This is a genomic window from Kluyvera sp. CHPC 1.2972, assembly GCF_036759925.1.
Classification (GTDB): Bacteria; Pseudomonadota; Gammaproteobacteria; order Enterobacterales; family Enterobacteriaceae; genus Kluyvera.
This window is the reverse complement of record NZ_JAPKIB010000012.1, coordinates 21,362-45,391: the sequence shown is the minus strand read 5'-3', so window position 1 is coordinate 45,391 and position 24,030 is coordinate 21,362. Positions and strand designations below refer to the sequence as shown.

Here is a 24,030-nt window from a genome sequence, read left to right as displayed (position 1 = left end):
GGGCCTGTAAGCATACCATCTCACCATCAGTACCGCTTGAATACATGACCAAGATCACGTTTAATACACAACTTATTAACCTGATTGAAAAACTCATGATCGTTCGTCCACACCAGCACTGGCTGGCACGCATCTTCGTCTGGCATGGTTCCGTACTGCCGAAAATCTACTCCCGCTTACTGCTCAACTTTCTGCTCTCGATAGTGGTGATCCTCATCCTGCCGTGGTACTCCTCGTTAGGCTTTAAGCTCACCGTCGCCCCGTTCAGCATTCTGGGGGTCGCCATCGCGATATTTCTCGGTTTTCGCAATAACGCCTGCTATGCCCGTTACGTTGAGGCACGCCAGCTCTGGGGCCAGTTGATGATTGCCTCACGCTCGCTGCTACGCGAAGTGAAAAATACGCTGCATGATGATCCGCATGTAGGGGAGTTTGTCCGCCTACAGATTGCTTTTGCACACTGTCTGCGCCTGACGTTACGCCGCCAACCGACGCGCGCGGTGCTGGCAAAATATCTCTCTGAGGCACATCTGGCTCAAGTATTAACTGCGCAGTCACCGGCAAACCGTATTCTGCTTATCATGGGCGATTGGCTCGCAGAGCGCCGCCGCACCGGGGCGCTTTCCGATATTTTGTTCCACAGCCTGAATATTCGTCTGAACGACATGTCTATTGTACTGGCCGGTTGCGAGCGGATTGCCAATACACCGGTACCGTTTGCCTATTCGCTGATTTTGCACCGCACCGTCTACCTGTTCTGCATCATGTTGCCATTCGCGCTGGTCGTTGACCTGCACTACATGACGCCGTTTATTTCGGTGCTGATTTCGTACACCTTTATCTCACTGGATACCCTGGCAGAAGAGCTTGAAGAACCCTTCGGTATGGAAAATAATGACTTACCGCTGGACGCTATCTGTAATGCTATCGAGATAGATTTACTGCAGATGAACGATGAGTCGCAGATACCCGCCCGGATAACCGTCGATAAGTACTATCAGCTGAGTTAAGAGAGGGGGCGGTGACGCGCTGTACAGAAAGACGATAGGAAGGGTACAACGGTTTCTACAGCAGCAATTTGTGCTAAACGAGGCGAAAGAGCAGGGATGGTCACGCTTCTACTGGCATACGCGTATTCATAATCTGGCTCGTAAGCTTTATGATGAGTTTGTCGCAGCCGATGATTTCGTACGTTATTCTGTTACGCTTTAAGCTAAACGAGCAGAATAAATCATTAAGGTTTTCCATGTTTAATGGTTGCACCGACATAAGGAGAATCAAAATGGAAAAAAGAATCGAAACTGCCGTGAACATTATTGTGTTCATTTCGCTCTTCGCAACCGCCTGGGACTTATCACTGGTTCGCGCCTTCAACTGGTAGGCCGACAGGCTCCTGTTCGGGCGCAGGCCACTGCTGCGCCCTTGAGCAGAGGATGAATCTCCAAATAATCAACGGCTTTTCGGCTAATTACCCACAAGGTTGTGCACCGTTTCTGTGGATAACATTTTGTTGACCCTCGTTTATCATTCCCTGAAAGGTTTTGCGCCATTCCACTGGACTAACGCCCAATTTCTCGCGAAAAATCTGCCGGAAAGTGATGGATGATTGAAATCCGGACTGTTCCGCCACCTGTTCAATTGAAAGCGCGCTGCTCTCCAGCAGCGTTTGGCTGCGGCGTAAACGTTCTGTGGTTATCCATTCACCAATCGTCATCCCGGTCTCCTTCTGAAAATGACGGGTCAGGGTTCGGCGGCTCATGGCAACTCGCTCTGCGAGCGCATCAATTTGATGCGGCTGCTGGAGATTGTCCTGCAGATACGCCAGCAACTGGTTAATCCGCGTATCACCGGTACGATGCGGCACGACTTGCTCAATGTATTGCGCCTGACCACCTTCGCGGTGGGGCGGAGTCACCATTCGGCGAGCAATCTGGTTAGCGACGCGCGCGCCAAAACGCTGGCGAATAACATACAGACAGCAGTCCAACGCCGCGGCGGTACCGGCAGAGGTGATGATACCGTCGTCATCGGTATAAAGGACGTTGACATCAAGTTGGGCACGGGGAAACAGGCGCTCAAATGCTTTCTCAAACTCCCAGTGCGTGACGGCACGGCGATTATCCAGCAGACCGGCGTAGGCCAGAGCAAACGTGCCGAGGCACAATCCCACCAGAGTTGCGCCGTTTTGGTGGGCTCGAATCAGCGCCTCCAGCAGCGCTGGTGATGGTTTTTCATCTACATGCCGCCAGAAAGGCACAATCACGATATCGCATTCGGCAAGCGTCGAAAAATCGCTGTCGGCCTGTACGGCGGTGCCTTCCTTAGACCACACCAACCCCGGCGTTTCGGCGCAAATATAGCGGGTGAAGCGCGGCGTTTCACTTACGCTTTCAGCACATCTTCCTGACCAAAGATAATAGGCCCGAAGCCCAGCACGTGCGCCCAGCCGGTGTTCATAATCACGACGCCTGGCTGGTAATGACGCAGGTTATCCGCCACGCCATCAATCCAGATGGAGTCACCGATCAGGTAGAGCGTTTTCTCCGTTGGATGCTGGAAAACGACGCCACAGGCTTCACCCAGTCGTTCAGCCAGTTCTGGAATGGCATAGGCTTCATCGGAGCCGTGCTGCCCGTCGGTTTTTATCAGCGCGATGTCGCCAAAATGACTGGTTGCCGACAGCTGCTGTAGCTGGGTAAACCCCTGCGATCGGAGCAGCGCTTCGTCGCTGGCGTTCTGCACATAGATAAGCATTGATTTAGGAATGACTTTCGCCGCCGTCTCATCCCAGTGGTCCGGGTGGGTATGCGTGACGATAATCGCATCGACATCCAGCAGTTCATCAAGTCGACACGGCAGGTCAACCATTGGGTTACGCACCTCTGTGCGCGCCGTGCCGGGGAAGCCGGGATAAGCGCCTTTTGGCGCCAGCATTGGGTCGATTAAAAAGCGTTTTCCGGCATAGGTAATCAACTGGGTGGCGTTGCGAATCTGGGTAATGTTCATTGTGGCATCCTCGTGTACCGTTTTGATGATCACAGTATGCGTGCTGCGATATTCCCACGCCGCTGGCTAAAAGCCAACTTTCGATGTGATTGGGCCAACTTGACGCGCAATAATGCCATCCGGGCATAGTTATCATGAAAAATGAGTATGAAATCTGGACGGCAAAGGCGTAGACAGGGTGGTGAAATTGTATTTATCATACAAATAAGTTAAGCCATAGCGCATCAGCGTTCCACTCATTCACTCGTGGGTTTTTGATTATGACCGCAGAAGTCAACGCTCTCATCATGCTTGCTCAATGCAATGAATCTAAGGGGTTTTATCGCCGCGCTTTGCGTATCTGGCAGGAAATATCGACGCATTTTGATGCCTCGAAGGAGCAATGTCGTCTGGCGTGGGACAAAATAAGCGCCTGCCATCTGCAACTGCAGATGAATACTCCGGCGGTTGCGCCCGCACAGGATAGCCGAAAGCAGAATGTAGAACGCGACAAAATCAAGATTCAGCAACTGTTAGCACAGGGTCATAGCATTAAAGAGATTCAGCATCTGACCGGACGCTCCATCGCGTTTATCTACAAATATAATCCCAGAAATAAGACTATCCATTAATAGCTGGAAGGTGGAACGCCGAATGCCTGGCGAAAAGCGTAGCTAAAGGCGGCGGTGCTGGAATACCCCACCTCCAGCGCAACGGCCGTTACGTTCTTATTTTTCTTCAGATGAATGACCGACTCCAGAATACGCATTTTCTGTTTCCATGCGCTAAAGGGCATGCCGGTCTCTTTTTTAAAATGACGAGAAAAGGTGCGGGCCGACATGCCGAGATGGTGGGCCCAATCCTCCATTGCATGTTCAAGGCTTGGCGACGCCTGAATCGTTCGGCAGACGTTGATCAGCGCCGCGTCGTGCGGCCACGGCAGCATTAACTCCACTTCTGGCAACTGCAAAATCACATCCAGCAGCACGCTGACTAATTGTCCTTCTTTACCTGCAATATCATAGCGTTCTGGTGTGGTCGTGGTGGCGTAATGGATAAATTCACGTACAAAATCGCTGATGGCGACCACTTTACAGTCGTTGATGGGCGCGGGTAAGAAATCGGGGTCAATGTCCAGGTTTTCCAGATGCACATCATCCAGTGCCCATACCGCATGCACGGTGTCATGTGGGATCCAAATACCGTAATGCGCGGGAATAACCCAGCATTTGCCGGCAACATCAATACGCATACTGCCTTTGCGCGCAAAATGAAACTGGGCAAACGCGTGGCTATGTTCGGCGACATGGTTGTTCGCTTCCAGCACATACGAGCGAAAATAGACCGATTGCGGTAGCTCTTTCATTGAGTCATCTTGCGATGAAAACCACCGGTTAGCCTGCTGGAGCGTGAAAGGCGTGCTATCGTCCATCATAATGGCTTCTGTTCGATAAATATTGTCCTCACATCATAATACATACCATCGGCTTATCCATAATAATCTTCTGCACATCACATTGACTCATTTATGGATAAGAAACATGGCCACGGTTTGCTCAGACGTAATTAGCATTGATGAATTGAACGATAATTGGTCGCGGATGGGGAATGACCTGCTCAGTCAGGCCGATATTAAAATCAATGGTGCCCGGCCATGGGATATTCAGGTTCATCATGCTGATTTTTTTAAGCGTGTATTTCAGCAGGGTTCGCTGGGGTTAGGCGAAAGCTATATGGAAGGGTGGTGGGACTGCGAACGGCTGGATATTCTGTTCTGCAAAATCCTGAAAGCAAAACTGGATAAACAGGTTCCCGGCAACCTGAGGGATATTTTACGCGTGGTCAGCGCGCGTCTGTTTAATCTCCAGTCCCGCAACCGTTCATGGATTGTCGGCAAAGAGCACTATGATATTGGCAACGATCTCTTCGCGCTGATGCTTGACCCGCACATGCAGTACTCCTGCGGCTACTGGCGTAACGCACAGTCGCTGGAAGAGGCGCAAAACGCCAAGCTGAAAATGATTTGTGAAAAACTGCAGCTTAAGCCCGGGATGCGTCTGCTGGATATTGGCTGCGGTTGGGGTGGGCTGGCGGCCTACGCGGCGCAGAATTATGGCGTTAGCGTGGACGGTGTCACCATTTCCCGCGAGCAGCAAAAGCTGGCGCAGCAACGCTGTGAAGGGCTGGATGTGAACATTCTGCTGCAGGACTATCGTGACCTTAACACCGGCTACGACCGGATAGTGTCGGTAGGGATGTTTGAGCACGTCGGACCGAAAAACTACGATACCTACTTTAGCGTCGTTGATCGCTGCCTTAAACCTAACGGGCTGTTTTTACTGCACACCATTGGCAGTAATCAGACAGGGCTCAGCGTCGACCCGTGGATCAACAAATACATCTTCCCGAACGGCTGTCTGCCGTCGATTCGTCAGATTGCCAGCGTCAGTGAGTCACGTCTGATAATGGAAGACTGGCATAACTTTGGCAGCGACTACGACAAAACCCTGATGGCATGGCACCAGCGTTTTAACCAGGCATGGTCTGGACTGTCGTCCAACTATACGCCGCGCTTCCGCCGCATGTTTAATTACTATCTTTGCGCCTGCGCCGGGGCGTTCCGCGCCCGCGATATCGAACTCTGGCAGGTGTTATTCAGTCGCGGTGCCGAAGGCGGCATGTACGTTTATCGCTAATGGCTCTGGCACGTCGCCTTCTGGCGGCGTGCTTCTGAGTTAATTCCATTTTAGTGTTTCTTATCTCACTACCCGCGCGTTAATTCCCATGTTTTGTGTTTTATCTATTCTTTCTATTCTTGCTGCTTAATTCTATAATATTGTGGATTAACCCCAATTATTATGGATAAGCCACACCATTATGGATTTATCACTTAGTAAACCAGCAGAAATTGTCAAACTGCTCTGCGGCCGACTGCGCCAGGAGCGGCTTTCACAGCAAATGACCCAGGCTGACCTCGCGGCGCGAGCCGGTGTCGGGGTTAACACGGTCTCTAACCTGGAAGCAGGGCGTAACGTCAACTTTGATAGCCTGGTCAGGGTGGCGATGGTACTGGGGTTCGCTGGCGAACTGGAAACGTTGTTTAAGCCAAAGATTGAGAGCCTGGACGATATCCTGCGCTATGAAAAAAGCGCTACGCGCCACCGGGTAAAGAGGAAGCACGACGATGCCTAGTCAGGTCGATATTTACTACGAAGGTTGGGGAGAGCGTTGGTTATGGGGGCGGCTGGTTTCCTCAACTGCGCTGACCGGGCGGCCAATGATTGCCTTTGAATACAGCGAAGAAGCCGTACGTAAAGGGTTGGAGCTAGCCCGCCTGACGCTACCGCTTAATGGCCCGCGCTTGCGGCGGGATTTCCCTGCCCACCAGCTTGGCCTGCCGGGTCCGGTTTATGATGCACTACCCGACGGTTGGGGGATGCTGCTGATGGATCGCCTGTTCAAACGTCGAGGACTCAACGCTGCGCGCATTGGGCCGCTGGAACGTCTGACCTATATTGGCAACGCCGCAATGGGGGCGATGACCTTTCACCCTCTACAGGCAGACGACCCGCTGGCGAAGAAAGATAACGTGCCGCTTGCGCAGCTGGCACAGGAAGTGCAGGCGGTGCTGAGCGGTGAAGGTGGCCAGTTTCTGCAAAAGCTGCTGCAAATGGGTGGCTCGCCTCAGGGGGCAAGGCCGAAGGTGTTGCTGTATCGTCACCCGCAAACGGGGCAGTTCACGACGGTCGCCGAACCTGGGCTTGAAAGCTGGCTGGTGAAATTCCCGGCTCAGCAAGAGCACCCTGAAGTGTGCGCCATTGAAGCGGTCTACGGCGAGTGCCTTCGTCAATGCGGTATCGCCGCACCGGACACCGCCTATTTCGCGCTGCCAGACGGGCAGGCCGCTTTTGCCAGTAAGCGCTTCGACCGCCAGGATGGTATGCGCGTGCCGATGCAAAGTCTTGCCGCCTTTACCGGCGCAAACTATCAGGTTGCTGGGTCGCTGGACTACGTGAACTTCCTGCGTGCCACTCATCTGTGCACCAATGATGTCCGGGAGAAGGCCCGTGCCTTTGAACGCGTGCTGTTTAACGTCATCTTTAATAACCGCGACGATCATCCAAAGAATTTCGCTTATCTGATGGCAGCAAACGGCCAATGGTCGCTGGCTCCCGCTTTTGACGTCACCTACAACGATGGGCCGGGTGGTTATCATCAGATGGACGTGATGGGGGAAGCGTTGGATATTGAACGCCAGCATATGGTGGCGCTGGGTGAACAGGAAGCCGAGCTTACGCTGGCACAGATTGACGAAAAAATAGAGACGTTTAGCGCGGTGGGTAATGTGTTTGCCGAAACCGCAAGGTCGCTATATCCAGGCAGGATTACCGAAGAGACGCTAGGTCAGATTCAGCGGCAGATTCGCGATAATATCAGTCGATTAAAAAAGCCACTCTGACCATCCGCCCAGCAATTTCCTCGCCCCTTTAGGGAGTGGTTGAGGTGAGGGGCCGTTCGCACCGCCCCTCACGTTACTCAATCAAAACATCGCATACAGCAGCGCCGATACGGTCAACACGCCGCTCGCCATCACCATCACTGCGGTAAATCCGCGCATGGCTTTCAGTACAGGACGGGTGAAAATCAGCCAGGTTGGGATCACAAACAGGAAGATCGCAATTAATGGCCCGCACAGGGTTTCAATCATATTGATGACGTCGGGGTTAATATAAACCACCGCCGATGTCACAATAAACATCACCACCGAGGTGATTAACTTAATCCGCTTAATATGGCTGGTACGTTTAACCTTAAACAGGTCGGTCGCCAGGACGTTAAAGGTTTCGGCCACAGGCATCGAAATGCCTAAAAAGGATTTCGTCATCCCCAGAATCGCAATAAACGGCGCCAGATAGAGCAGCGCGCTCATGCCGCCGTTGCCACCAATCACCGACAGCACGTTCAGGTTCTGGTCTTTTGCCATCTCAAACGTTTCGCGCGGTGTACTCAAAATGCAGCTCAGCACGAAGAAGATGATACTGAAGAAAATCAGCCCGTAAGCGCGACGGATAACCCGTACCGACTGCTCCTCGCCGCCGTTACCCGGTTCACGGTACCAGGAGGCCAGTGCGGGAATCAATGGAGCAGAGCAGAGCGAAAAGGCGATAAGCGGCAGCGTCAGCCACAAATCTTTCAGCGAACTGCCAACCGTTGAGGCGTGAGTCTGCTGCCAGGCATGCGTCACGTTGCTGATGTCCCATGCCGGAATCTGCGAGGCGGCGATAACGATAATGGCAATCGCAAACGGCAGCGCCAGCGCGCTCATGGTACTGACAACCCGGTCGCGGCCTTTACTCAGCACCAGATGGAGGATCAGTAATACCACCAGCGTCAGCGTCGCGCGGTTAATACCGGCAATGTGCAAACGCTCGGTCAGGAAGTGGCTGAGGGCGTTCACCAGCGACACAGCGTACACCAGCGTCACCGGATAGTGCGCCACGCAGAAAAACAGCTTCATCGCCTGGCGGCCTTTTGGCCCAAAGAACGATCCAAACAGCGGCAGCGTCCGATCTTCACCGTCATGTCCCTGCTGGTCGCGCATAAAGACGCGGCAAATCAGCACGTGCGGCACTAACGATAGCGGGAATCCAAGAAGGAGTAGCAGAATAAAGACGAGCGGGCCGCGGGTACCAATTTCCACCGGTAGGAAAAGCGTGCCTGCACCTACAGTAGCGCCATAAACACCCATCATCCAGATGGTATCTTTTTTCGTCCACTGAGGACGAGATATAGCCGTTTCTTTAGTCATAGTACTCATATATTTCGAGAATAACGCGAACGTTAATGGGGAGTTATTGGGGTAACCTAAGTGGAAAGAATAAACGAGGTGGAATTGATTTATTATTATGTGAGGCGATGCTAATGCCTTTTGTTCGATACTACTGGCAGCGGGATAAGCCTCGCAACTGTTTTTTGGTGCATTCAGGAAACTACAAGATGGTTAATAACACCCATTAACGCCATCTTAACTTATTACCATTAATATTAAAGGAACCGGCAAGTTATTGCCGGTTCCTGCCGATGTTTAATTACCCCAGCGACTTTTTAAATAATCAACCGCCTGCTGCGTTTGCGGCTGTTCGAGGTAGCCTTCGCGGAACAAGATGGTGCCATTGATATTCGTCGCGGACTCGTTCATATCAATCTGTTTTTTCAGCTCCGGCACGCCGCCCTGAACCGTCCAGTCCGGCTCATTCTTCGACGGTTCGCCTACTTTATACAGCGCGATGCCGATGTAAAGGCGGGTATTGGTCGGTTTCACCACATCAGCCCACCATTTTGCCAGCACATCATAGCGCGCCGCATCGCGGGCAAACGGCCAGTAAAGCTGCGGGGCAATATAGTCGAGCAGACCCTGCTGCACCCACTGGCGGGTATCGGCATAAGATTCATCGTACGCCGCCGCGCCGCGCGTATCGGAACCGGCCGGATCGTGCGAACGGTTACGCCAGACTCCTGCCGGGCTCACGCCAAACTCGACGTTTGGATTGAGCTGTTTAATGGTGTGAGAAACCTGGGCAATCAGCTGCTGCGTATTGTTGCGACGCCAGTCGGCTTTCGACGCAAAGCCCTGGCCGTACTGACGGTAGGTCGCGTTGTCGTTTAGCGCCGAAGCGGGGGTTTCGGTATAGAAATAGTCATCAAACTGCACGCCATCGACCGGATAGCGGGAGACCACTTCAGCTACGATGCTGGTGATCCAGTCGCGGACTTCTGGAATCCCTGGGTCAAGCACGAAGCGGTCGCTCGCGGTACGGATCCAGTCACGATGCAGCACGTAAACGCTCGGCGGCGTCATCGACAGCGTATTATTTAATGCCGTCACGGTGGACGGTTTGATATTGGTGGAAACGCGATACGGGTTGAACCATGCGTGCACCTTCATGCCGCGCTTGTGCGCTTCATCCAGCATAAACTGCAGTGGGTCGTAGCCTGGATACTGGCCGATAGTGCCGGTTAGTGTTTCAGACCACGGCAAAATGTTGGACTGCCAGAGTGCCGTACCATCAGGCTTAACCTGGAAGAAAACGGTATTAATGCCAATACTTTTCAGCTTATCGAGCTTGTCGCGCAGCGCGGCCTGCTGCTGAATAACGCGCTGCATACTGCTGCTGGCATTGATAGAGCTAATCGGTGGCCAGTCAAGGCGAGATACCGTAGTGAGCCAGACGCCGCGCATCGGTTCATTACTCTGCTGGGTTTTGCCCGTATTGACGTTAGAGGGCGACTTAACGGGAGTCTTTGAGTCACAGCTGACCAGAAAAAGCGCAGCAGCAACCAGCGCGGCGACTTTTTTCGTTTTCGACATGCGGAAAAAATTAAAAGAACTGAGAGTCATAGGTGCCGTTATTCGGGTTAAATCGAGTGAGAACATTTTCGTACTATTTAGGGCGAAGTCAATCAGTTAGCGCCGCTGATATCACACGAAATGATAACGATCATCCCAATATGTCATTTGCCTTATTTCTACGAATTTCTTATCGTTGATGGATATTCATCCTGAAAAAAGTAAGGAAGCCCTATGTCTGAACATTCACATCTTGCCTGGACCTGGCAAGGCAGCGCCGAACCGGATGCCCTTGAGCTGAAAAGTATCGCCGTTCCGCCACTGGCCGCAGGCGAAGTGCTGGTACGAAATGCCGTTATCGGGCTAAACCCGGTTGACTGGAAAGTGCTGGGGCCAGGATTAATTGACTGGGAGAAGAACCACGTCCCCGGCGTTGACGGCGCAGGAACCGTGGTGGCACTGGGGGAAGGCGTGGATAGCAGCTGGCTCGGCCAACGTGTGGCGTATCACCAGAGCCTGGCGAAACCCGGTAGCTATGCCGAACACACTCCGGTTGCCGCCCGCGCACTGATGCGTATTCCGGATGCGGTGAGTTTTGACACTGCGGCCAGTATCCCATGCCCGGCGCTGACCGCCTGGCTGGCTATCGAAAAGCTGCCCGTCATCCACAATGCACCGCTGCTGATTAGCGGTGCCGGCGGCGCGGTGGGGCATTATCTTGTTCAGTTTGCGGCGGCGAGAGGATTTGCGATCACCGCGATGTGCAACCAACGTCACTGGCAGCGTTTGCAGGCAATGGGAGCACAGCGCTGTATTGCTGGGCCATTAGCAGCAGGGCAATCGTGGCTGGAGATAGATGCCGCGTCGTTCTATGCGGTGATTGACAGTGTGAATGAAGATCACGCCGCTCGCCTGACGCCAGCGCTGAAGGCCAACGGTCATATTATTGCGATTCAGGGCCGGTTAAGCGAGTGGCCTTGTGCGCCGTTCGGCAGAACGCTGTCGATGCATGAAGTGGCGCTCGGCGCGCTGCACTGGTATGGCGACAATGAAGCCTGGCAGCAGCTCACCGCTGCCGGTGAGAAGATAATGGCCGATCTTGCCGGGGGGCGCCTGATAGCGGAAGAGACGGTGGCAACCGGGTTCGATAAGCTGCCAGAGCTACTGGATCAGCTTCGTCACCGTCTGTTCAGCGGCAAACCGCTGGTGCGAGTTAACCCTTAGAACGACCGGTTCCCCACGGGTTGAACGCCGGTTCTTCCGGCGCGATATCCACATCACCCGACAGTGAGTCGAGATAGAGGGCTTCTACTTCCGCGCGTGCCCACGGCGTACGACGCAGAAACTTGAGGCTCGATTTTACGCTCGGCTCATTCTTAAAACAGTTGATGTTAATCAGCTTGCTCAATTGCTCCCACCCAAAACGCGCCACCAGCGCATTGACCTGCATCTCCAGAGTGACGCCGTGCAAAGGATCTTTTGAAATATGTGCTGTCATGCGGGGTCCGTTAAACATTGAGTGAAAAAAAGTGAGCGGGGGGAAGGTTACAAGAAAGCGGAACCCCCGGCAATGGCTCACGTTTACTGGTTGAAATTTCACTCACTTTTTCAGGCGGTTGTACGCAAATTCTGACGTATAACGATACTGCTAAATTATCAGAATTCACGTAGCGCACGATAAAAGAACGAAATAGTTTAAAATCATATTGTTAGATGTTTACCGGGGAACCATATCCCGAAACAGGTGACACCATCTTCGCTTTCTACCCAGCATCGCCCCTGATGCAACTGCATTATCGAACGCACGATAGAGAGACCCAATCCGCTGGAGTGAGCCGAATCGCGGCGCGCAGGATCGGCCCGGTAAAAACGATCGAACAGTTTATCCTGATGAGCGCGCGAGATGGTTTCCCCTCGGTTTATCACCCGGAAAGCCATGCCGTCTGCTTCGGCGGCGACCGCTATCGTAATCACGCTTTGCGGCTCGGCGTAGCGCACCGCGTTAGACAGCAGGTTTGCCAGCACGCGACGCAGCAACGGGGTATCGGCATACACCGTTCCGCTGGCCTGGGAGTGGAAGGAGATGCCACGATCGGCGGCCAGATCCTCAAAATAGTCACTCAGGCGCTGAATCTCTTCGGCGACGTTTATCTTGTGCCGTTGAATGGCCCGGTCGGGCTGCTCCGCCTGGGCGAGGAACAGCATATTGTCGATCATCCGCGACATGCGCTGTAGCTCTTCGAAGTTTGACCCCAGCAGCTGCTGGTAATAGTGATTATCGCGAGCCGCGCCGAGGCCCACTTCAGTCTGGCCGAGCAGGGTATTAATCGGTGTGCGCAGGTCGTGGGCCATATCCGCGCTGACCTGTTTAAGCTGCTGGAAGCCCCGTTCGAGTCTTTCGAGCATTGCATTCACCGAATCGATCAGGGCATCCAGTTCGGTCGGTACGCTGTGTTTATCGAGCCGGGAAGAGAGCGTTTGCGTGCCGATTTTTGCGGTACGTTCGGCAAGTTGACGCAACGGTAACATCCCGAGGCGGGCGAAAATAATCGCTAATATGACGGAAATAGCCGCTATCACGATGGCAAAAAGCATGATGTTGTTACGATACACCTCAAGAATATGGGTGCGATCGCTCAGCACTCTGGCTGAGAGAATTTCCAGCGGTGGCTGACCGTTAGCCGACGGGCTGATTGCTGCCATATAGACCATCGGTGTACCGTCTGCGCTGTTGGCATGATGTACCGCAGCAGGCGTCAGCCGCTGATTGGCAGCAACGGGGGTAACGGCCGGAATGGTACGCCGCATCGGATTGACTTCCAGCAGCGTCGGCCCGCCAACGTAGCGGATTATCAACAACGACTCCGTGTTGCCCAGCATATTGGCAAACAGATGCGGCTTTTCGTGGATCAACTGGCGGGCATCAAGATCCCGTAGCAACGTGCTGATCTGGTCGACGCGAGCGACCAGCGCCGCATCGTCGCGTATTGTGAGCTGCTGGCGCAGCCCATAGTAGAGTGCGCTGCCCATCACGGTTAAGGCCGCAAAGGAGAACGCGGCGAGCAGAACGGCTAATCGAAAAGTCAGGGACGTGCGTCTCATGAGGCTTTCTCGCAGCGGTATCCAACGCCGTGCACGGTATGAATCAACCGTTCGCTAAAGGGATCGTCCACTTTTTGCCGCAGCCGGCGTACCGCGACGTCCACCACGTTAGTGTCGCTGTCAAAATTCATATCCCAGACGCGGGAGGCGAGAAATGTGCGCGAGAGTACCTGGCCGGGATGTTGCAGGAAGCAGACCAGCAGCTTGAACTCTTTGTTGGTGAGCGTGATGAGTTTGCCGTCCCGTTCGCAGCGAAATTTTTTGATATCCACCACCAAATCCGCCAGCGAGAGACGTGCTTCTGGGTCTGGCTGACGCTGGCCGCGGCGTAAAATAATGCGGATTCGCGCCAGCAATTCGGCGAAGGAAAATGGCTTCACCAGATATTCGTCGGCGCCCAGGCCCAGCCCACGTAGGCGATCCTCCAGAGCCCCGCGTGCGCTCAGAAACAGCACCGGAATCTGGCTATGAGCGCGTAAACGTTCCATGACCGTCCAGCCGTTCATTTCCGGCAGCATGACATCCAGCAATATCAGGTCATAGCGTTCTTCCCGCGCGAGATGCAGCCCGTCGATACCGTTGGCAGCCCAGTCCACGGTATAACCCGCTTCATTTAGGCCATTCATCAGGTAGGCGGCGGTTTTCGCTTCGTCTTCAATAATGAGGATTTTCACCCAGCGGGTCCTGTAAAAAGGAGAGAAAAGGGCGCGGAAAGCGCCCCAATTTAGTCAGTATAACCTTAGTATCCCGGCACGTGGGCCGCTTTCATTATCAGGTTCGCCACTGCTTCTGGCTGCGAGAGTAGCGAGACGTGGCTGGATCTCAGCTCAATGGTCTGCGCATGCATTCGTTTCGCCATAAAGCGCTCCAGATCCGGGTTGATAGTGCGATCCTCCGTGGATACTGCATACCAGGTTGGCTTGTGCTGCCAGGCGGCAACGGTAGTTTTAGCCTGGGTAATCGCTTTACCGATTGGTTGCTGCACGGCGTAATAGGCCTTGGCTTCGCGTTCCGGCAGGTCACAGGCAAAATCATGAATAAACGCCGATTCGCTCAGTGCGCCATAGCCATCGTCGCTCCATTTCAGGCCGGCCGATGCTGGCGCCGCAGGGTATCGTTTGGTTAATGCCGGATAATCTTCACCGGCCTCCGGTGCTCTGGCGGCAATATAGACCAGCCCTTTGACTTGCGGTTCATCGCCCGCCTGACTTATCACCATACCGCCGTACGAGTGCGCCACCAGAATCACCGGGCCATTTTGCTGTGCCAACGCGCGTTTCACCGCCGCCACGTCATTATCCAGAGAGGTCGTTGGGTTCTGCACTGCCGTGACGTGCAGGCCTTTTGCCTGCAGCAATGGGATCACTTTTCCCCAACTGGAGCCGTCGGCGAACAGGCCGTGCACCAGCACGATATTTTTCACTTCCTGCGGCGTATCCGCCTGCGCGGCGAGCGGGCTTAATGCGCCGAGCATCAGGGAACTCACAACGGTAAGAAGGCGTAATTTCATGGTCTATCCTCAGATTCAGCAATGGGGTCATGGCTACTGTAGTGGCCGGAGACCCACAAAGTACTGACGCTGAAATGACAAAAAAATGACGGGAGAAAACCGTATCTATAAGAATCAGGGAGGTGGCAAGCTGTTGATGATGTGGTAAACAGGGAGATAAAAATGATCAACCGGGATGGTTAACATGCTGAAATACCTCTCACTGCTGGCCGTTCTGCTGCTGGCGGGATGCGCCAATACGCCAAACTTGCCGCCAACGGATACCATTGTGGCGATAAAACCGGATGATACAGGCATTATCGCCAGTTCAAAAAAATACAGCTATCGTTTCGGGCGCGCGGGCATGCCGCAGGAGTATCAGCGCTATAAAACATTCTACGATCGCTTTCATCAACAGGCGTCAGGCGTACGAGTTAACTTTGTGGCTGAGAACCACGAGCTAACGGCGGAGTACCTGGTGGTGATTGATAAGCGCAAAGTGGATGCTGAGCAACAAGCCGTGCTGGTTAATCAGTATAAGGCGGCGCCGATTGATAACGACCATCTTGGGGTGATGTTTAAAGCCAGCGGCTTCTGGGTTCTATCCGATGTATCTGATGACCTGTCTGCCCCCTATCGGCTGGAACAACCGATTGTGGTCTCCATTAGTGATAAGACCCAATCGATTACCACTCTGGGCACCATCGCGCTGATCCCATTAATCCCGTTGTTCCCGTTGTATATGATGTACGGATGCGCAACCGGGCCTTGCATCTAAGGCCCGACAACCATCGTAGCCCGGCCGAGCTCAGCGACGCCGGGGTTTATACGGGAGCAGGTCAAGCCTGATAATACTATCTATTCACCAGGCTTTTTGAACGCAATCAACATTCAGCAATCTTTAGCCCTGATTTTTTTGCTAAGGTGCAAGCTTAAAAAATCCTACTATCCGGGTTTTGTCATACACAGTGTTGGGTCAAACACGGTCTTCCAGTCCTGCTTCATATCAACCACGGTCCAGCCATGCGCTTTCGCCTGCGTTAATCCTGCAACCAGTTTTCCGCTGGCGGGCGGGTGGCTATCATAGGCGTATTCACGCGCGGCATCAGTATGGTGCACCAGCAGGCCGAAGGTTTTCGCGTTCGGGTTGGCGGCTGTATACTGCAACATGGCGAGATCGCCATCGCTATTGCCAAATGCGCCCACGGGGCGCTGGCCCATGAAAAGATGGATCGCTACGGGCTTATTAGCCGCATCGTCATTGAAGGCGCCTGACATCGTCTTGGTGATTGTTGTCCCATCGCCGGATAACACGAATTCGCCGAGCGAGAATGAGCCGATCACCTGTTCAGGCGGAATACCGTACATTTTTTGCGACAGTACGCGCATAAAATCGATACCACCGCCGGAGACAATCCAGGTTTTAAAGCCGTTTGCCCGCAGATAATCCAGCAGTTGGCGCATCGGCTGGTAGCCCATCTGGTCGTATTGGCAGCCGAAACGCGCGTCTTTATGCGATGAAACCCAGTTGGCGACGCGCAGATTAAAGTCATCCGTCGTCATGCCGCTGTGCGTGAGCGATAACAGGTGCATAAGCCCTTTTTCACCGGAAGCTGAGATGGTTTTGATGTCGTCTTTTAATACGGCCTGCACCAGTGGGTCGCTTGACCACCCTGGATTTTGCGGGGCCAGACGTTTGACCTCATCCAGTGCGAACTTAATCTGAAACGTCAGTGGCGCTTCCGGCCACAGGGTGCCGTCATTATCAAACACGACGTAGCGTTTATCGGTGGGAATAAACGTTGGGCTGCCTGGATTCGTGGTGTTTTGTACCCACTCTTCGATGGCGCGTTTGGCCGCCGTGTCGTTCCATGCGGAGAGTGGCTCCGCCGCTGCGGTGCCGCAAAGGGCGCATAATGTCAGTGTGAGCAACGTACGCTTCATCGTGAACTCCTGTTATCCGGGGTTTGTCCCGGAAGCGAAATAGGCTGCCAGAATCGGCGCCAGCGGTGAGATAAATAACGCGCGCTACGCAGCAAAGTGCGGCGGAAAATGAACATCAGCACGAGTAACCCGAGTCCGCTCGCTAGCAGTAGCGCGCTTAGCCAGGTGAAGGCGTTGCGGCTGCCTTTTAACGCCGATTCCGCCCCAGCGGTACCCGAAGCGGCAACGGTATACCTGCTGCCGGGCAGTTCCGCGGTTTGCCATTGCTGATGGGCGGTATCCCACCAGCGCAATTTAATCGGCGGCAGCGTGACTTCACCTGCCACAACCGGCAAATAACGGAGGGTTTCCACCCGTTCTGCGCCTTCAATATCACCGCGCCCCGAGGTGACGAGACGGTTTTCTGGCGTCAGGCGCTGGGTATGTGTGCCGTTAATGGCGTAAAGCAGCGGAGGGATCTGGGCGGGCATCACATCGGTAGCACGGGCGGTGACCACGCGTTCGATAACGTCACCGGCGCGCAGCGTTTGATCTTCACCACTGCGGTAAATATTCACTTTCTGGCTGAGTGAGAGGCTGGCTGCGGGCAGGAAACGGTCCGGCTGTTCAACACCCTGTGGCCAGTTGACCAGTGTCTCCAGCGCCGGCAGTTTGACCGTCACGGGTGCTTGCCCTGAGGAGGTTAATGTCATTTCGAAAGCCGGTAAACCCAGCTTACCCCGATCCCAAGCGGTGAACTGGCGTTCCATGCGCACGCCGCTCCAACTGGTGCCGTTTTCGTGACGAGTCAGCAGTTGATTTGGCAACGTGCCGGTCAACATATCGCCATTTTCTACAGGGAAGCTAGGCCATTGCGGTGGCGGATTAAACCAGGAATCAGTCCAGAACGTCACCGCTACGCGCACTGGCTGGCCCGGAACAACCTGCTCAGGGGCAATCAGTTCGCGGGTGACCATCATTGCCGCCTGGCAGGGAAGCACCGCCAGCAGTAATAACCAGATAAGCTTCATTGGTCTTCTCCAGGCTGAGTGCGGTAGAGGCTTTCCAGCAGCCCGGAAGGTGAAACTGCCAGATTTTCATACCACTGATTCACCTGCGGATTGCCTCCGGCAATAGGCTGAATATCCTTTTGCTCCGCCCCCTGGTGGGGCTTCAGGTCATGTTTGATTTCATCCGGTTTGTAATCTTCTTCCTCACTCTGTGCAGACTTATTCTCGCGCTCTTTTTGCCGCAACTGCATGATGATCGCGGCGATTTTCGCGCGGTTGCTCTGCGCCAGCTTCCAATCCGGGCGTAAGCTTAACGCCCGGTCATAGCTGTTCAGCGCCTGTTGCCACTGTTTTTGCTGGGCGTAGCTATTGCCGATCCAGAGCAGGGTTTCCGGCGTTTGTTGGGCCTGACGGAACGCGGCGGTGGCGGCGGGATAATTGCCCGCCCGATACCATGCAATGCCCTGCCGAAGCGGATCGCTATAATGCTGGGCCGCACGGGTGTAATCCCCGGCGGCAAACGCGCGCTGCCCTTGTACATCCGGACTTATCCAGGCATCCAGCCACGCGGCGTGCCCGGAAGGCTGCCAGAACAACATCGGCGCGACTAAGACCCAGCAGAAGAGCTGGCGTCGCAAGAATAACAGCAAAGCAAGTATCGGGATCGCCAGCATCCAGCCATCGTTACGCCAGTGTAAATCGCTGCGCGCATTGTTCTGCGCGGTGACGCTTTGCTGGATGTGGCTCTGTACCACGGGCAGGTCGTCGTCATTGGTGGTCACCAGTGTGACCGGGATGCCGTCGTCACGCACCTGTTCAAAGCGCGAAACATTCAGTCGTGTATCGGTGCCGCTGGCGGCGTATTTCTCGGGCAGCGCGCCACCCTGAGCGGTTCCTGGCACCCAGATTTGCAGCGGCGTGTTCTGTTCACTCAGCCACTTTGCATCCTCCGGGCTTAGATTATCGGCGACCAGGATAATGCTGCGCGGTGCGGCGGGCATATTGTGCAGCGCCAGCGAGACCGCATTCTTTAATCCCGAACCTTCGCCAGAGGGTAATAATGCAGGCGTTTGTGCATGCAGGAACAGCGAGTAAAACGCCGTGTCGACGGTGAGCGGGGTCGTCAGCCAGGCCCCTGCGTTATAGACCACCAGGCCAAAACGGGTACCCGGAATGCGCTCCATCAGCGACATGATTTTGGTCTGCATCCGCTGATGTCGGCTGGGAGGCAGGTCGCTGGCAAACATCGCGGTATCCTGTTGCAAAATGACCATCACGTTGCTTTCCGGCGTCAGGGCGGCGGGAAGCTGACGCTGCCAGCTTGGGCCTGCCAGCGCGATAACGCCAAGCATTGTCAGCCACGGGAGCGCCCGGCTGAGTTTTCGCTGTTGTCCGACGATCAGTGCTTTCGCCAGCGGCTTATCCATCATGCGCGACCAGGCGCTACGCCCGGCAGAGGGTAACCACCACAGTGCGATGGCGGGGAGCAGCAGCAGTAAACGCCAGGGGTATAAAAAGTGGAAATCACTCATGTCATTCTCTCCCTGAACGCGCGATACAAATTGAAGGTCAGCAGTAAAATCAGCGCAGCGGCCAGCGGCCAGGCAAACAGCGGTATACGCCATGACCAGCCGATGCTTTTCACCTGCACAGGCGTTATGGCGTCAATCTCTTGCCAGACCGCATCCAGCGATGCCCCGCTGTTCTGAGCCGTCCACGCGCGCCCACCGGTGGTGTGGGCGATATCCTGTAAAAGACCTAAATCCACTTTGTCATCGCCGCCACTGTTCACGTCGCCAAATGCGATGGTGTGGACCTGTACGTGGTGACTAGCCGCCAGCTGCGCGGCGAGGCGCGGGGTCAGCAGTGAGGCGGTATCGTTACCGTCGGTCAGAAGAATAGCGAGTTTGCTGGCGTCATTGTTTCCGCTGGAATCCAGCAACTTCACCGTCACGCCCAGCGCGTCGCCAATCGCCGTTTGTTGCCCTGCCATGCCCGGCGCAAGCTGGTTGATACGGTTTTCCAGCGCCTGTTTGTCTTCGCTGACCGGGGCGAAGGGCCAGGCGCTGTTGGCAAAGATAACCAGCCCGATGCGATCGGATTTGCGAGCCGCCACGAATTTTTTAACCGATTCCTGCACCGCCTGTAGCCGGGTAATACCGCCCGCAACGTCGTTTTTCTCCATTGAGCCGGAAACGTCCAGAATCAGCATGATGTTGCGCATCGGTTTTTCAATATGCTGCGGCGGAGTGAGTAACTCCGGACGGGCGAGGGCGCAGACCAGCAGTGCCCAGACCAGCCAGAACAGCCCAGTGGATAGCTTTCCGCCGCGGGCAGGCTGGCTGTTGAGCTGGAGTTCATTAATCAACCCAGGTAAAAAAGGCACCCGGACATACTCTTTCAACGAGCGCTCTTTGGCCATCACAAAGCGGCCGGCCAGCGGTAGGATGAGCAGTAACCAGGCCCACGGCCAGGCGAACGCCAGACGTGAGAGGTATTCAGACATGGGGTAATCCTTCAAGCCAGGCGCGAAGCTGTATACGCAGCCGCGTGGTATCGGCATCGCTTAGTTGGTTGTCGGGCTGACAGTAGCGTTCGCAAAGGTGCTGGCGTAGCGCTTCATCCAGCGGGACGTTCTGCAACCACTGGGCGGGGTCAACCGCGCCGCTTACCTGTTCCCGCGGCTGATGCACCAGCAAAATACGTTTCATCAGGAGCAGCCAGCTGTCTACCGTTTGCGGCTGAGTAAGAGCCGTCAGGGCCTGACGACGCCACAGGTTACGCCGCCATCTGGCGAGGCGAATGATGAGGAAAATCAGCAACACGACCAGGATAACGTAGCCCAGGGCAAACCATCCCGGCGGCAGGGGAAACCATGACGGTGAATCGGGGAGAACCGGTTCCGCCAGTTCGGGTACCGTAAATCCTTTCTCCAGCATCTAAACCCCTTTTTGTAGCTGTCGGAGCAGATCCCCGGCGACGACAATCTGCTTCACCTGGACGCCAAGCCGCGTGAGGCGCGACGCCTGTGCCGAAAGTCGTGCGGTGATGCTCTGTTTGATGCCGTCCTGTAGCGCGGGCGAGAGCGAAAATGCCGCCTCTTGCACTTCATAGCGGGCGGCCAGTCGCCCGTGCGCAGGCAGGCGTAAATGCAGATCGTCGAGCATCACGAACGCGCTCACTTCCCCCCGACGGCGCAGCGCTGCCAGCAATGCATCGCACTCGTTATCCAGATCGTGAAAGTCGCTGATTAACGCCACCCAGCAGCCGGTGGGAATCAACGGCAGGCTGTGGCGCAGGATGTCCGCCAGCGAAAGTGAATGGGGGACTTCATGCGGATAGTTGTCCGCCACGGCGTGGTTGTACTGCATGACATCGTCGAGAAACGCGGGCAGCGTCGCATTTGGCGCACGGCATTTGCGCAGGGAAAAGTCCCGGTCGCCAAAGACGATGCCGCCTAAACGATCGCCATCGTGCCAGCTACGCCAGGCCAGCAGCCCGGCGGTTTTTGCCGCTGCGACGGATTTTGTCTGTACCCGCGTCGAAAAGAACATATCCCGCCGCTGATCGACCAGCAAAAACACGGGGCGCTCTTTTTCTTCGTTATACAGGCGGATCCATGGGGTGCGCATGCGGGCAGTGGCCTGCCAGTCTATCAGCCGGACGTCGTCGCCGGGCTGATAGCGACGCAGGCTGTCAAAGTTCAGTCCGCGACCCTGCTGGCGAGACGTGCGCTCGCCGCCGAGCGCGCCCGGCGGGATCTGCCCTGGCGGATTGGCGATGGCTCGCGCATCTGCGGCGAGCTTCAGCAACGTATCGCGGTCAATGCGAACGGCGCTGCTCATTATGCCACCACGGCGTCAAGCAGCATCCGCACGGCATCGTCCGGCGTACAGTTGTCGGCGCTGGCCTGGTAGCTGAGCATCAGGCGGTGGCGCAACACGGCCGGGGCTATCTTTTTAATGTCTTCTGGCAGTACCGCGTCACGGCCTTCCAGCCAGGCCTGTGCCCGGCCGCAGCGCTCCAGCGCCAGCGTGCCACGAGGACTAATACCAAACGACAGATAACCGGCCAGCGTATCGCTCACCGACTGTGGATGGCGGCTTAAATCCACCAGGTTGACGATATAGTTTTCGACCGTAGAGGAGACATGTACGGCGGAGATAGCCTGCCAGCATTCGGCGATCTCCTGCTGGCTCAGCATCAGCGGATCGGGCTGCTCAGGTGCTGAAGATGCGGCGCTCGTCAGCTGTTGATACTTTTTCTGCTGCTCGGCGCGTACCAGCTGCATCACTTTCTGTTCGTTTTCTTTTGACGGATAGTGCACCAGCACCTTCATCAAAAAACGGTCCAGTTGGGCTTCCGGCAGTGGCCAGGTCCCTTCCTGGTCCACCGGGTTTTGCGTGGCGAGGACCATAAAGACGCCGGGCAGAGGCCAACTGTTGCCCGCCACGGTGACGTGACGCTCTTCCATCGCTTCCAGCAGTGCGGACTGCACGCGGGCCGAGGCACGGTTGATTTCATCGGCAAGGATGATATTGCCGAACACCGGGCCGGGGCGAAAGCGAAACTGGTCTTCTTCGCGGGTGGCGTTTTGCTGATAAATCTCGCTGCCGGTGATGTCAGAAGGCAGAAGATCCGGTGTGAACTGAATTCGACGATAATCCCCCTCAACGTGGCGCGCAAGTTCGCGCACGGCACGGGTTTTTGCCAGCCCCGGCAACCCTTCCAGCAGGACGTGACCGTCGCAGAGCAGGGCGATTATCAACATGCGTACCAGCTCTTCCTGACCAATAACCTGTTCGTTCATCCGTTGTTCAAGCTGCAATAACTTTTCACGATTTATCATCGGCGTAGCCCTGCAAAATCACGTTTGATTAAGGTTGTTATACCCACCAGAATCGGCTCGGCATAGTTGAAAAAGGCTTTGATGCCCGGGCAAAGATAGTTCAGCCCCAGCTCGCCGTCCGGTGCGCGTACAATGCGGTTTTTTGGGCATTCCCCCCAGCACAGCTTCAGATAAGGGCAGGTTTTGCAGTAGCTAGGCAGCGTGTCGCGTTTGCCCATGCCGAAGGCTTTCTGCCGTTCGGAGAAGGCCAGATGCGACAGTTGGGCGTGTTCAATATTGCCAATCTGGTATTCCGGATAGACATAGTGATCGCAGGAAAAAATGTCGCCATTTTTCTCAATCGCCAGCCCTTTGCCGCAGAATTCAGAATGGGTACAAATCTGCGCCGGCATCCCCATGGTCTGGGCGACCGCCGTTTCAAACAGATTGACCTGTACGCGGCCCAGATCGTTATTGACCCACTCTTCAAACACGGCAATCAGAAACTTGCCCCAGTCTTCAGGATCAACCGACCAGTCGGTGACGATAGAGTCGAGATCGCCGGGACGTGCGCGACGGCTACCGGTGACCGGAATGACGTCGTCCTGCCAGAACTGCGGCGCGGTTTGCTTAAAATCGACCGGTTCGACGCAGGGGTTAAACTGCACGTAGGTCGCACCCAGTTCGCGAGTGACGAAGCGGTACACTTCTAACGGAAAGCGGGCGTTGGTGCGGTTTACCGTGACCAGCGCGTTAAACGGGACGCCGTGACGTTTCAGGGCCTCAACGCCCGCCATCACTTTGTCGAATGTCGGTTTGCCGCTACGGGTAACGCGATAGCGGTCATGCAGTTCGCGTGGGCCATCAATGGAGAGGCCCACCAGAAATTGATGTTCTTTGAGAAATTCAGCCCATTTGTCGTTCAGCAACACGCCATTAGTTTGTAAGTCGTTCTCGACGCGCTGGCCGGGCTTTTGATACTGCTTCTGAAATTTGACGATCTTCTGGAAAAACTCCAGCCCCATCAGCGTGGGCTCGCCGCCTTGCCAGGAAAAGACCACCTGGTCGCCGTCCTGACCGTCAATATACTGGCGAATAAAATTCTCCAGCACCTCGTCGCTCATGCCGGTATGCCTGTCCTGATGCAGTAGCTCTTCTTTATGCAGATAAAAACAGTAGGAACAGTCAAGATTACAGGTCGAACCGGTAGGCTTGGCCATCACATGAAAGCGGCGCTTGTATTCTGGTCCTTTGCCGTCATATTTTTCCGCCGACGGAAGCGCTTTAACCGGTAGTGTGGTGCTGTACTTCATATAGCAGACCCCTAACAAGAAAACGTCACTAC

22 protein-coding genes and 3 pseudogenes are annotated in these 24,030 nt (G+C 55.0%); 8 read left to right on the top strand and 17 right to left on the bottom strand.

Translation table 11 applies throughout. The features are described 5' to 3' along the window. Positions 1 to 95: 95 nt before the first annotated feature. Together V6944_RS17165 and V6944_RS17160 are read left to right on the top strand one after the other, a co-directional pair. Positions 96 to 1,010 carry a bestrophin family protein gene (locus V6944_RS17165; RefSeq protein ID WP_333499899.1) on the top strand — a complete coding sequence of 305 codons (915 nt, stop codon included), beginning with the start codon at positions 96 to 98 and terminating at the stop codon, positions 1,008 to 1,010. An 88-nt stretch (positions 1,011 to 1,098) separates the two neighbouring features. Beyond that, positions 1,099 to 1,212: pseudogene (locus V6944_RS17160) on the top strand (GNAT family N-acetyltransferase); the annotation flags it as partial. A gap of 256 nt (positions 1,213 to 1,468) precedes the next feature. Here the strand turns inward: V6944_RS17160 and V6944_RS17155 are convergent. Both V6944_RS17155 and V6944_RS17150 read right to left on the bottom strand, forming a co-directional pair. Next, positions 1,469 to 2,392: pseudogene (locus V6944_RS17155) on the bottom strand (GlxA family transcriptional regulator); the annotation flags it as partial. Further along, a pseudogene (locus tag V6944_RS17150) lies at positions 2,392 to 3,006 on the bottom strand (MBL fold metallo-hydrolase); the annotation flags it as partial. The pseudogenes V6944_RS17155 and V6944_RS17150, both read right to left, overlap by 1 nt. Positions 3,007 to 3,266: 260 nt before the next feature. Between V6944_RS17150 and V6944_RS17145 the strand changes: the two are divergent. Then, positions 3,267 to 3,617, top strand: coding sequence for a PerC family transcriptional regulator (locus tag V6944_RS17145; protein ID WP_333499822.1), 351 nt, complete (start codon positions 3,267 to 3,269; stop codon positions 3,615 to 3,617). Here the strand turns inward: V6944_RS17145 and V6944_RS17140 are convergent. Then, positions 3,614 to 4,420, bottom strand: a complete 807-nt coding sequence (locus V6944_RS17140) for a helix-turn-helix domain-containing protein (protein WP_333499821.1) — start codon at positions 4,418 to 4,420, stop codon at positions 3,614 to 3,616. The genes V6944_RS17145 and V6944_RS17140 overlap by 4 nt on opposite strands. Positions 4,421 to 4,526: 106 nt before the next feature. Here V6944_RS17140 and cfa point away from each other — a divergent pair, with 106 nt between their 5' ends. The 3 genes from cfa to V6944_RS17125 all read left to right on the top strand — a co-directional run bounded on the left by cfa (position 4,527) and on the right by V6944_RS17125 (position 7,444). Beyond that, positions 4,527 to 5,681, top strand: coding sequence for a cyclopropane fatty acyl phospholipid synthase (gene cfa / locus V6944_RS17135; RefSeq protein ID WP_333499820.1), 1,155 nt, complete (start codon positions 4,527 to 4,529; stop codon positions 5,679 to 5,681). Positions 5,682 to 5,862: 181 nt separating this feature from the next. After that, complete coding sequence (locus V6944_RS17130; protein ID WP_185669095.1) at positions 5,863 to 6,177, top strand: helix-turn-helix domain-containing protein; 315 nt, start codon at positions 5,863 to 5,865, stop codon at positions 6,175 to 6,177. Next, on the top strand, positions 6,170 to 7,444 hold the full coding sequence (locus V6944_RS17125; RefSeq protein ID WP_333499819.1) for a type II toxin-antitoxin system HipA family toxin: 1,275 nt from the start codon (positions 6,170 to 6,172) through the stop codon (positions 7,442 to 7,444). Before V6944_RS17130 ends, V6944_RS17125 begins: the two co-directional genes overlap by 8 nt. An 81-nt stretch (positions 7,445 to 7,525) precedes the next feature. On the opposite strand, the gene V6944_RS17120 is transcribed toward V6944_RS17125, so the two are convergent. Further along, positions 7,526 to 8,794: an amino acid permease gene (locus tag V6944_RS17120; protein WP_442910750.1), complete on the bottom strand. Its 1,269-nt coding sequence runs from the start codon at positions 8,792 to 8,794 to the stop codon at positions 7,526 to 7,528. A 276-nt stretch (positions 8,795 to 9,070) separates the two neighbouring features. Then, entirely contained in the window at positions 9,071 to 10,354 is a 1,284-nt protein-coding gene (locus V6944_RS17115) for a glycoside hydrolase family 10 protein (RefSeq protein ID WP_333499818.1), read from the bottom strand. Between the two features lie 213 nt (positions 10,355 to 10,567). Between V6944_RS17115 and V6944_RS17110 the strand changes: the two genes are divergently transcribed. Further along, entirely contained in the window at positions 10,568 to 11,557 is a 990-nt protein-coding gene (locus tag V6944_RS17110; protein ID WP_333499817.1) for a zinc-binding dehydrogenase, read from the top strand. Here the strand turns inward: V6944_RS17110 and V6944_RS17105 are convergent. The 4 genes from V6944_RS17105 to V6944_RS17090 all read right to left on the bottom strand — a co-directional run bounded on the left by V6944_RS17105 (position 11,547) and on the right by V6944_RS17090 (position 14,945). Beyond that, on the bottom strand, positions 11,547 to 11,831 hold the full coding sequence (locus V6944_RS17105) for a VF530 family protein (protein ID WP_333496906.1): 285 nt from the start codon (positions 11,829 to 11,831) through the stop codon (positions 11,547 to 11,549). The two genes, V6944_RS17110 and V6944_RS17105, sit on opposite strands and share 11 nt — an antisense overlap. Positions 11,832 to 12,034: 203 nt before the next feature. Beyond that, a complete protein-coding gene (locus V6944_RS17100; protein ID WP_333499816.1) occupies positions 12,035 to 13,435 on the bottom strand; it encodes a heavy metal sensor histidine kinase in 1,401 nt (466 codons plus the stop codon). Then, complete coding sequence (locus V6944_RS17095) at positions 13,432 to 14,109, bottom strand: heavy metal response regulator transcription factor (protein ID WP_333499815.1); 678 nt, start codon at positions 14,107 to 14,109, stop codon at positions 13,432 to 13,434. The genes V6944_RS17100 and V6944_RS17095 overlap by 4 nt, the downstream gene beginning before the upstream one ends. A 65-nt stretch (positions 14,110 to 14,174) precedes the next feature. Beyond that, complete coding sequence (locus tag V6944_RS17090; RefSeq protein WP_333499814.1) at positions 14,175 to 14,945, bottom strand: alpha/beta fold hydrolase; 771 nt, start codon at positions 14,943 to 14,945, stop codon at positions 14,175 to 14,177. Between the two features lie 184 nt (positions 14,946 to 15,129). Between V6944_RS17090 and V6944_RS17085 the strand changes: the two genes are divergently transcribed. Continuing rightward, positions 15,130 to 15,702, top strand: coding sequence for a hypothetical protein (locus V6944_RS17085; RefSeq protein WP_333499813.1), 573 nt, complete (start codon positions 15,130 to 15,132; stop codon positions 15,700 to 15,702). A 167-nt stretch (positions 15,703 to 15,869) separates the two neighbouring features. On the opposite strand, the gene V6944_RS17080 is transcribed toward V6944_RS17085, so the two are convergent. The 8 genes from V6944_RS17080 to V6944_RS17045 are packed head-to-tail and all read right to left on the bottom strand — an operon-like array spanning position 15,870 to position 23,998. Then, complete coding sequence (locus V6944_RS17080; protein ID WP_333499812.1) at positions 15,870 to 16,868, bottom strand: HAD family hydrolase; 999 nt, start codon at positions 16,866 to 16,868, stop codon at positions 15,870 to 15,872. Beyond that, positions 16,865 to 17,878, bottom strand: a complete 1,014-nt coding sequence (locus V6944_RS17075; RefSeq protein WP_333499811.1) for an oxygen tolerance domain protein — start codon at positions 17,876 to 17,878, stop codon at positions 16,865 to 16,867. The genes V6944_RS17080 and V6944_RS17075 overlap by 4 nt, the downstream gene beginning before the upstream one ends. Further along, a complete protein-coding gene (locus V6944_RS17070; protein WP_333499810.1) occupies positions 17,875 to 19,389 on the bottom strand; it encodes a vWA domain-containing protein in 1,515 nt (504 codons plus the stop codon). The genes V6944_RS17075 and V6944_RS17070 overlap by 4 nt, the downstream gene beginning before the upstream one ends. After that, complete coding sequence (locus tag V6944_RS17065; protein WP_333499809.1) at positions 19,386 to 20,363, bottom strand: VWA domain-containing protein; 978 nt, start codon at positions 20,361 to 20,363, stop codon at positions 19,386 to 19,388. The genes V6944_RS17070 and V6944_RS17065 overlap by 4 nt, the downstream gene beginning before the upstream one ends. Beyond that, complete coding sequence (locus V6944_RS17060; protein ID WP_333499808.1) at positions 20,356 to 20,796, bottom strand: DUF4381 domain-containing protein; 441 nt, start codon at positions 20,794 to 20,796, stop codon at positions 20,356 to 20,358. The genes V6944_RS17065 and V6944_RS17060 overlap by 8 nt, the downstream gene beginning before the upstream one ends. Beyond that, positions 20,797 to 21,702, bottom strand: a complete 906-nt coding sequence (locus V6944_RS17055; protein WP_333499807.1) for a DUF58 domain-containing protein — start codon at positions 21,700 to 21,702, stop codon at positions 20,797 to 20,799. Then, entirely contained in the window at positions 21,702 to 22,706 is a 1,005-nt protein-coding gene (locus V6944_RS17050; protein ID WP_333499806.1) for an AAA family ATPase, read from the bottom strand. Before V6944_RS17050 ends, V6944_RS17055 begins: the two co-directional genes overlap by 1 nt. Continuing rightward, positions 22,703 to 23,998 (bottom strand): anaerobic sulfatase maturase, encoded by a 1,296-nt coding sequence (locus tag V6944_RS17045; RefSeq protein WP_333499805.1) that lies wholly within the window; start codon positions 23,996 to 23,998, stop codon positions 22,703 to 22,705. Before V6944_RS17045 ends, V6944_RS17050 begins: the two co-directional genes overlap by 4 nt. Positions 23,999 to 24,030: the final 32 nt, after the last annotated feature.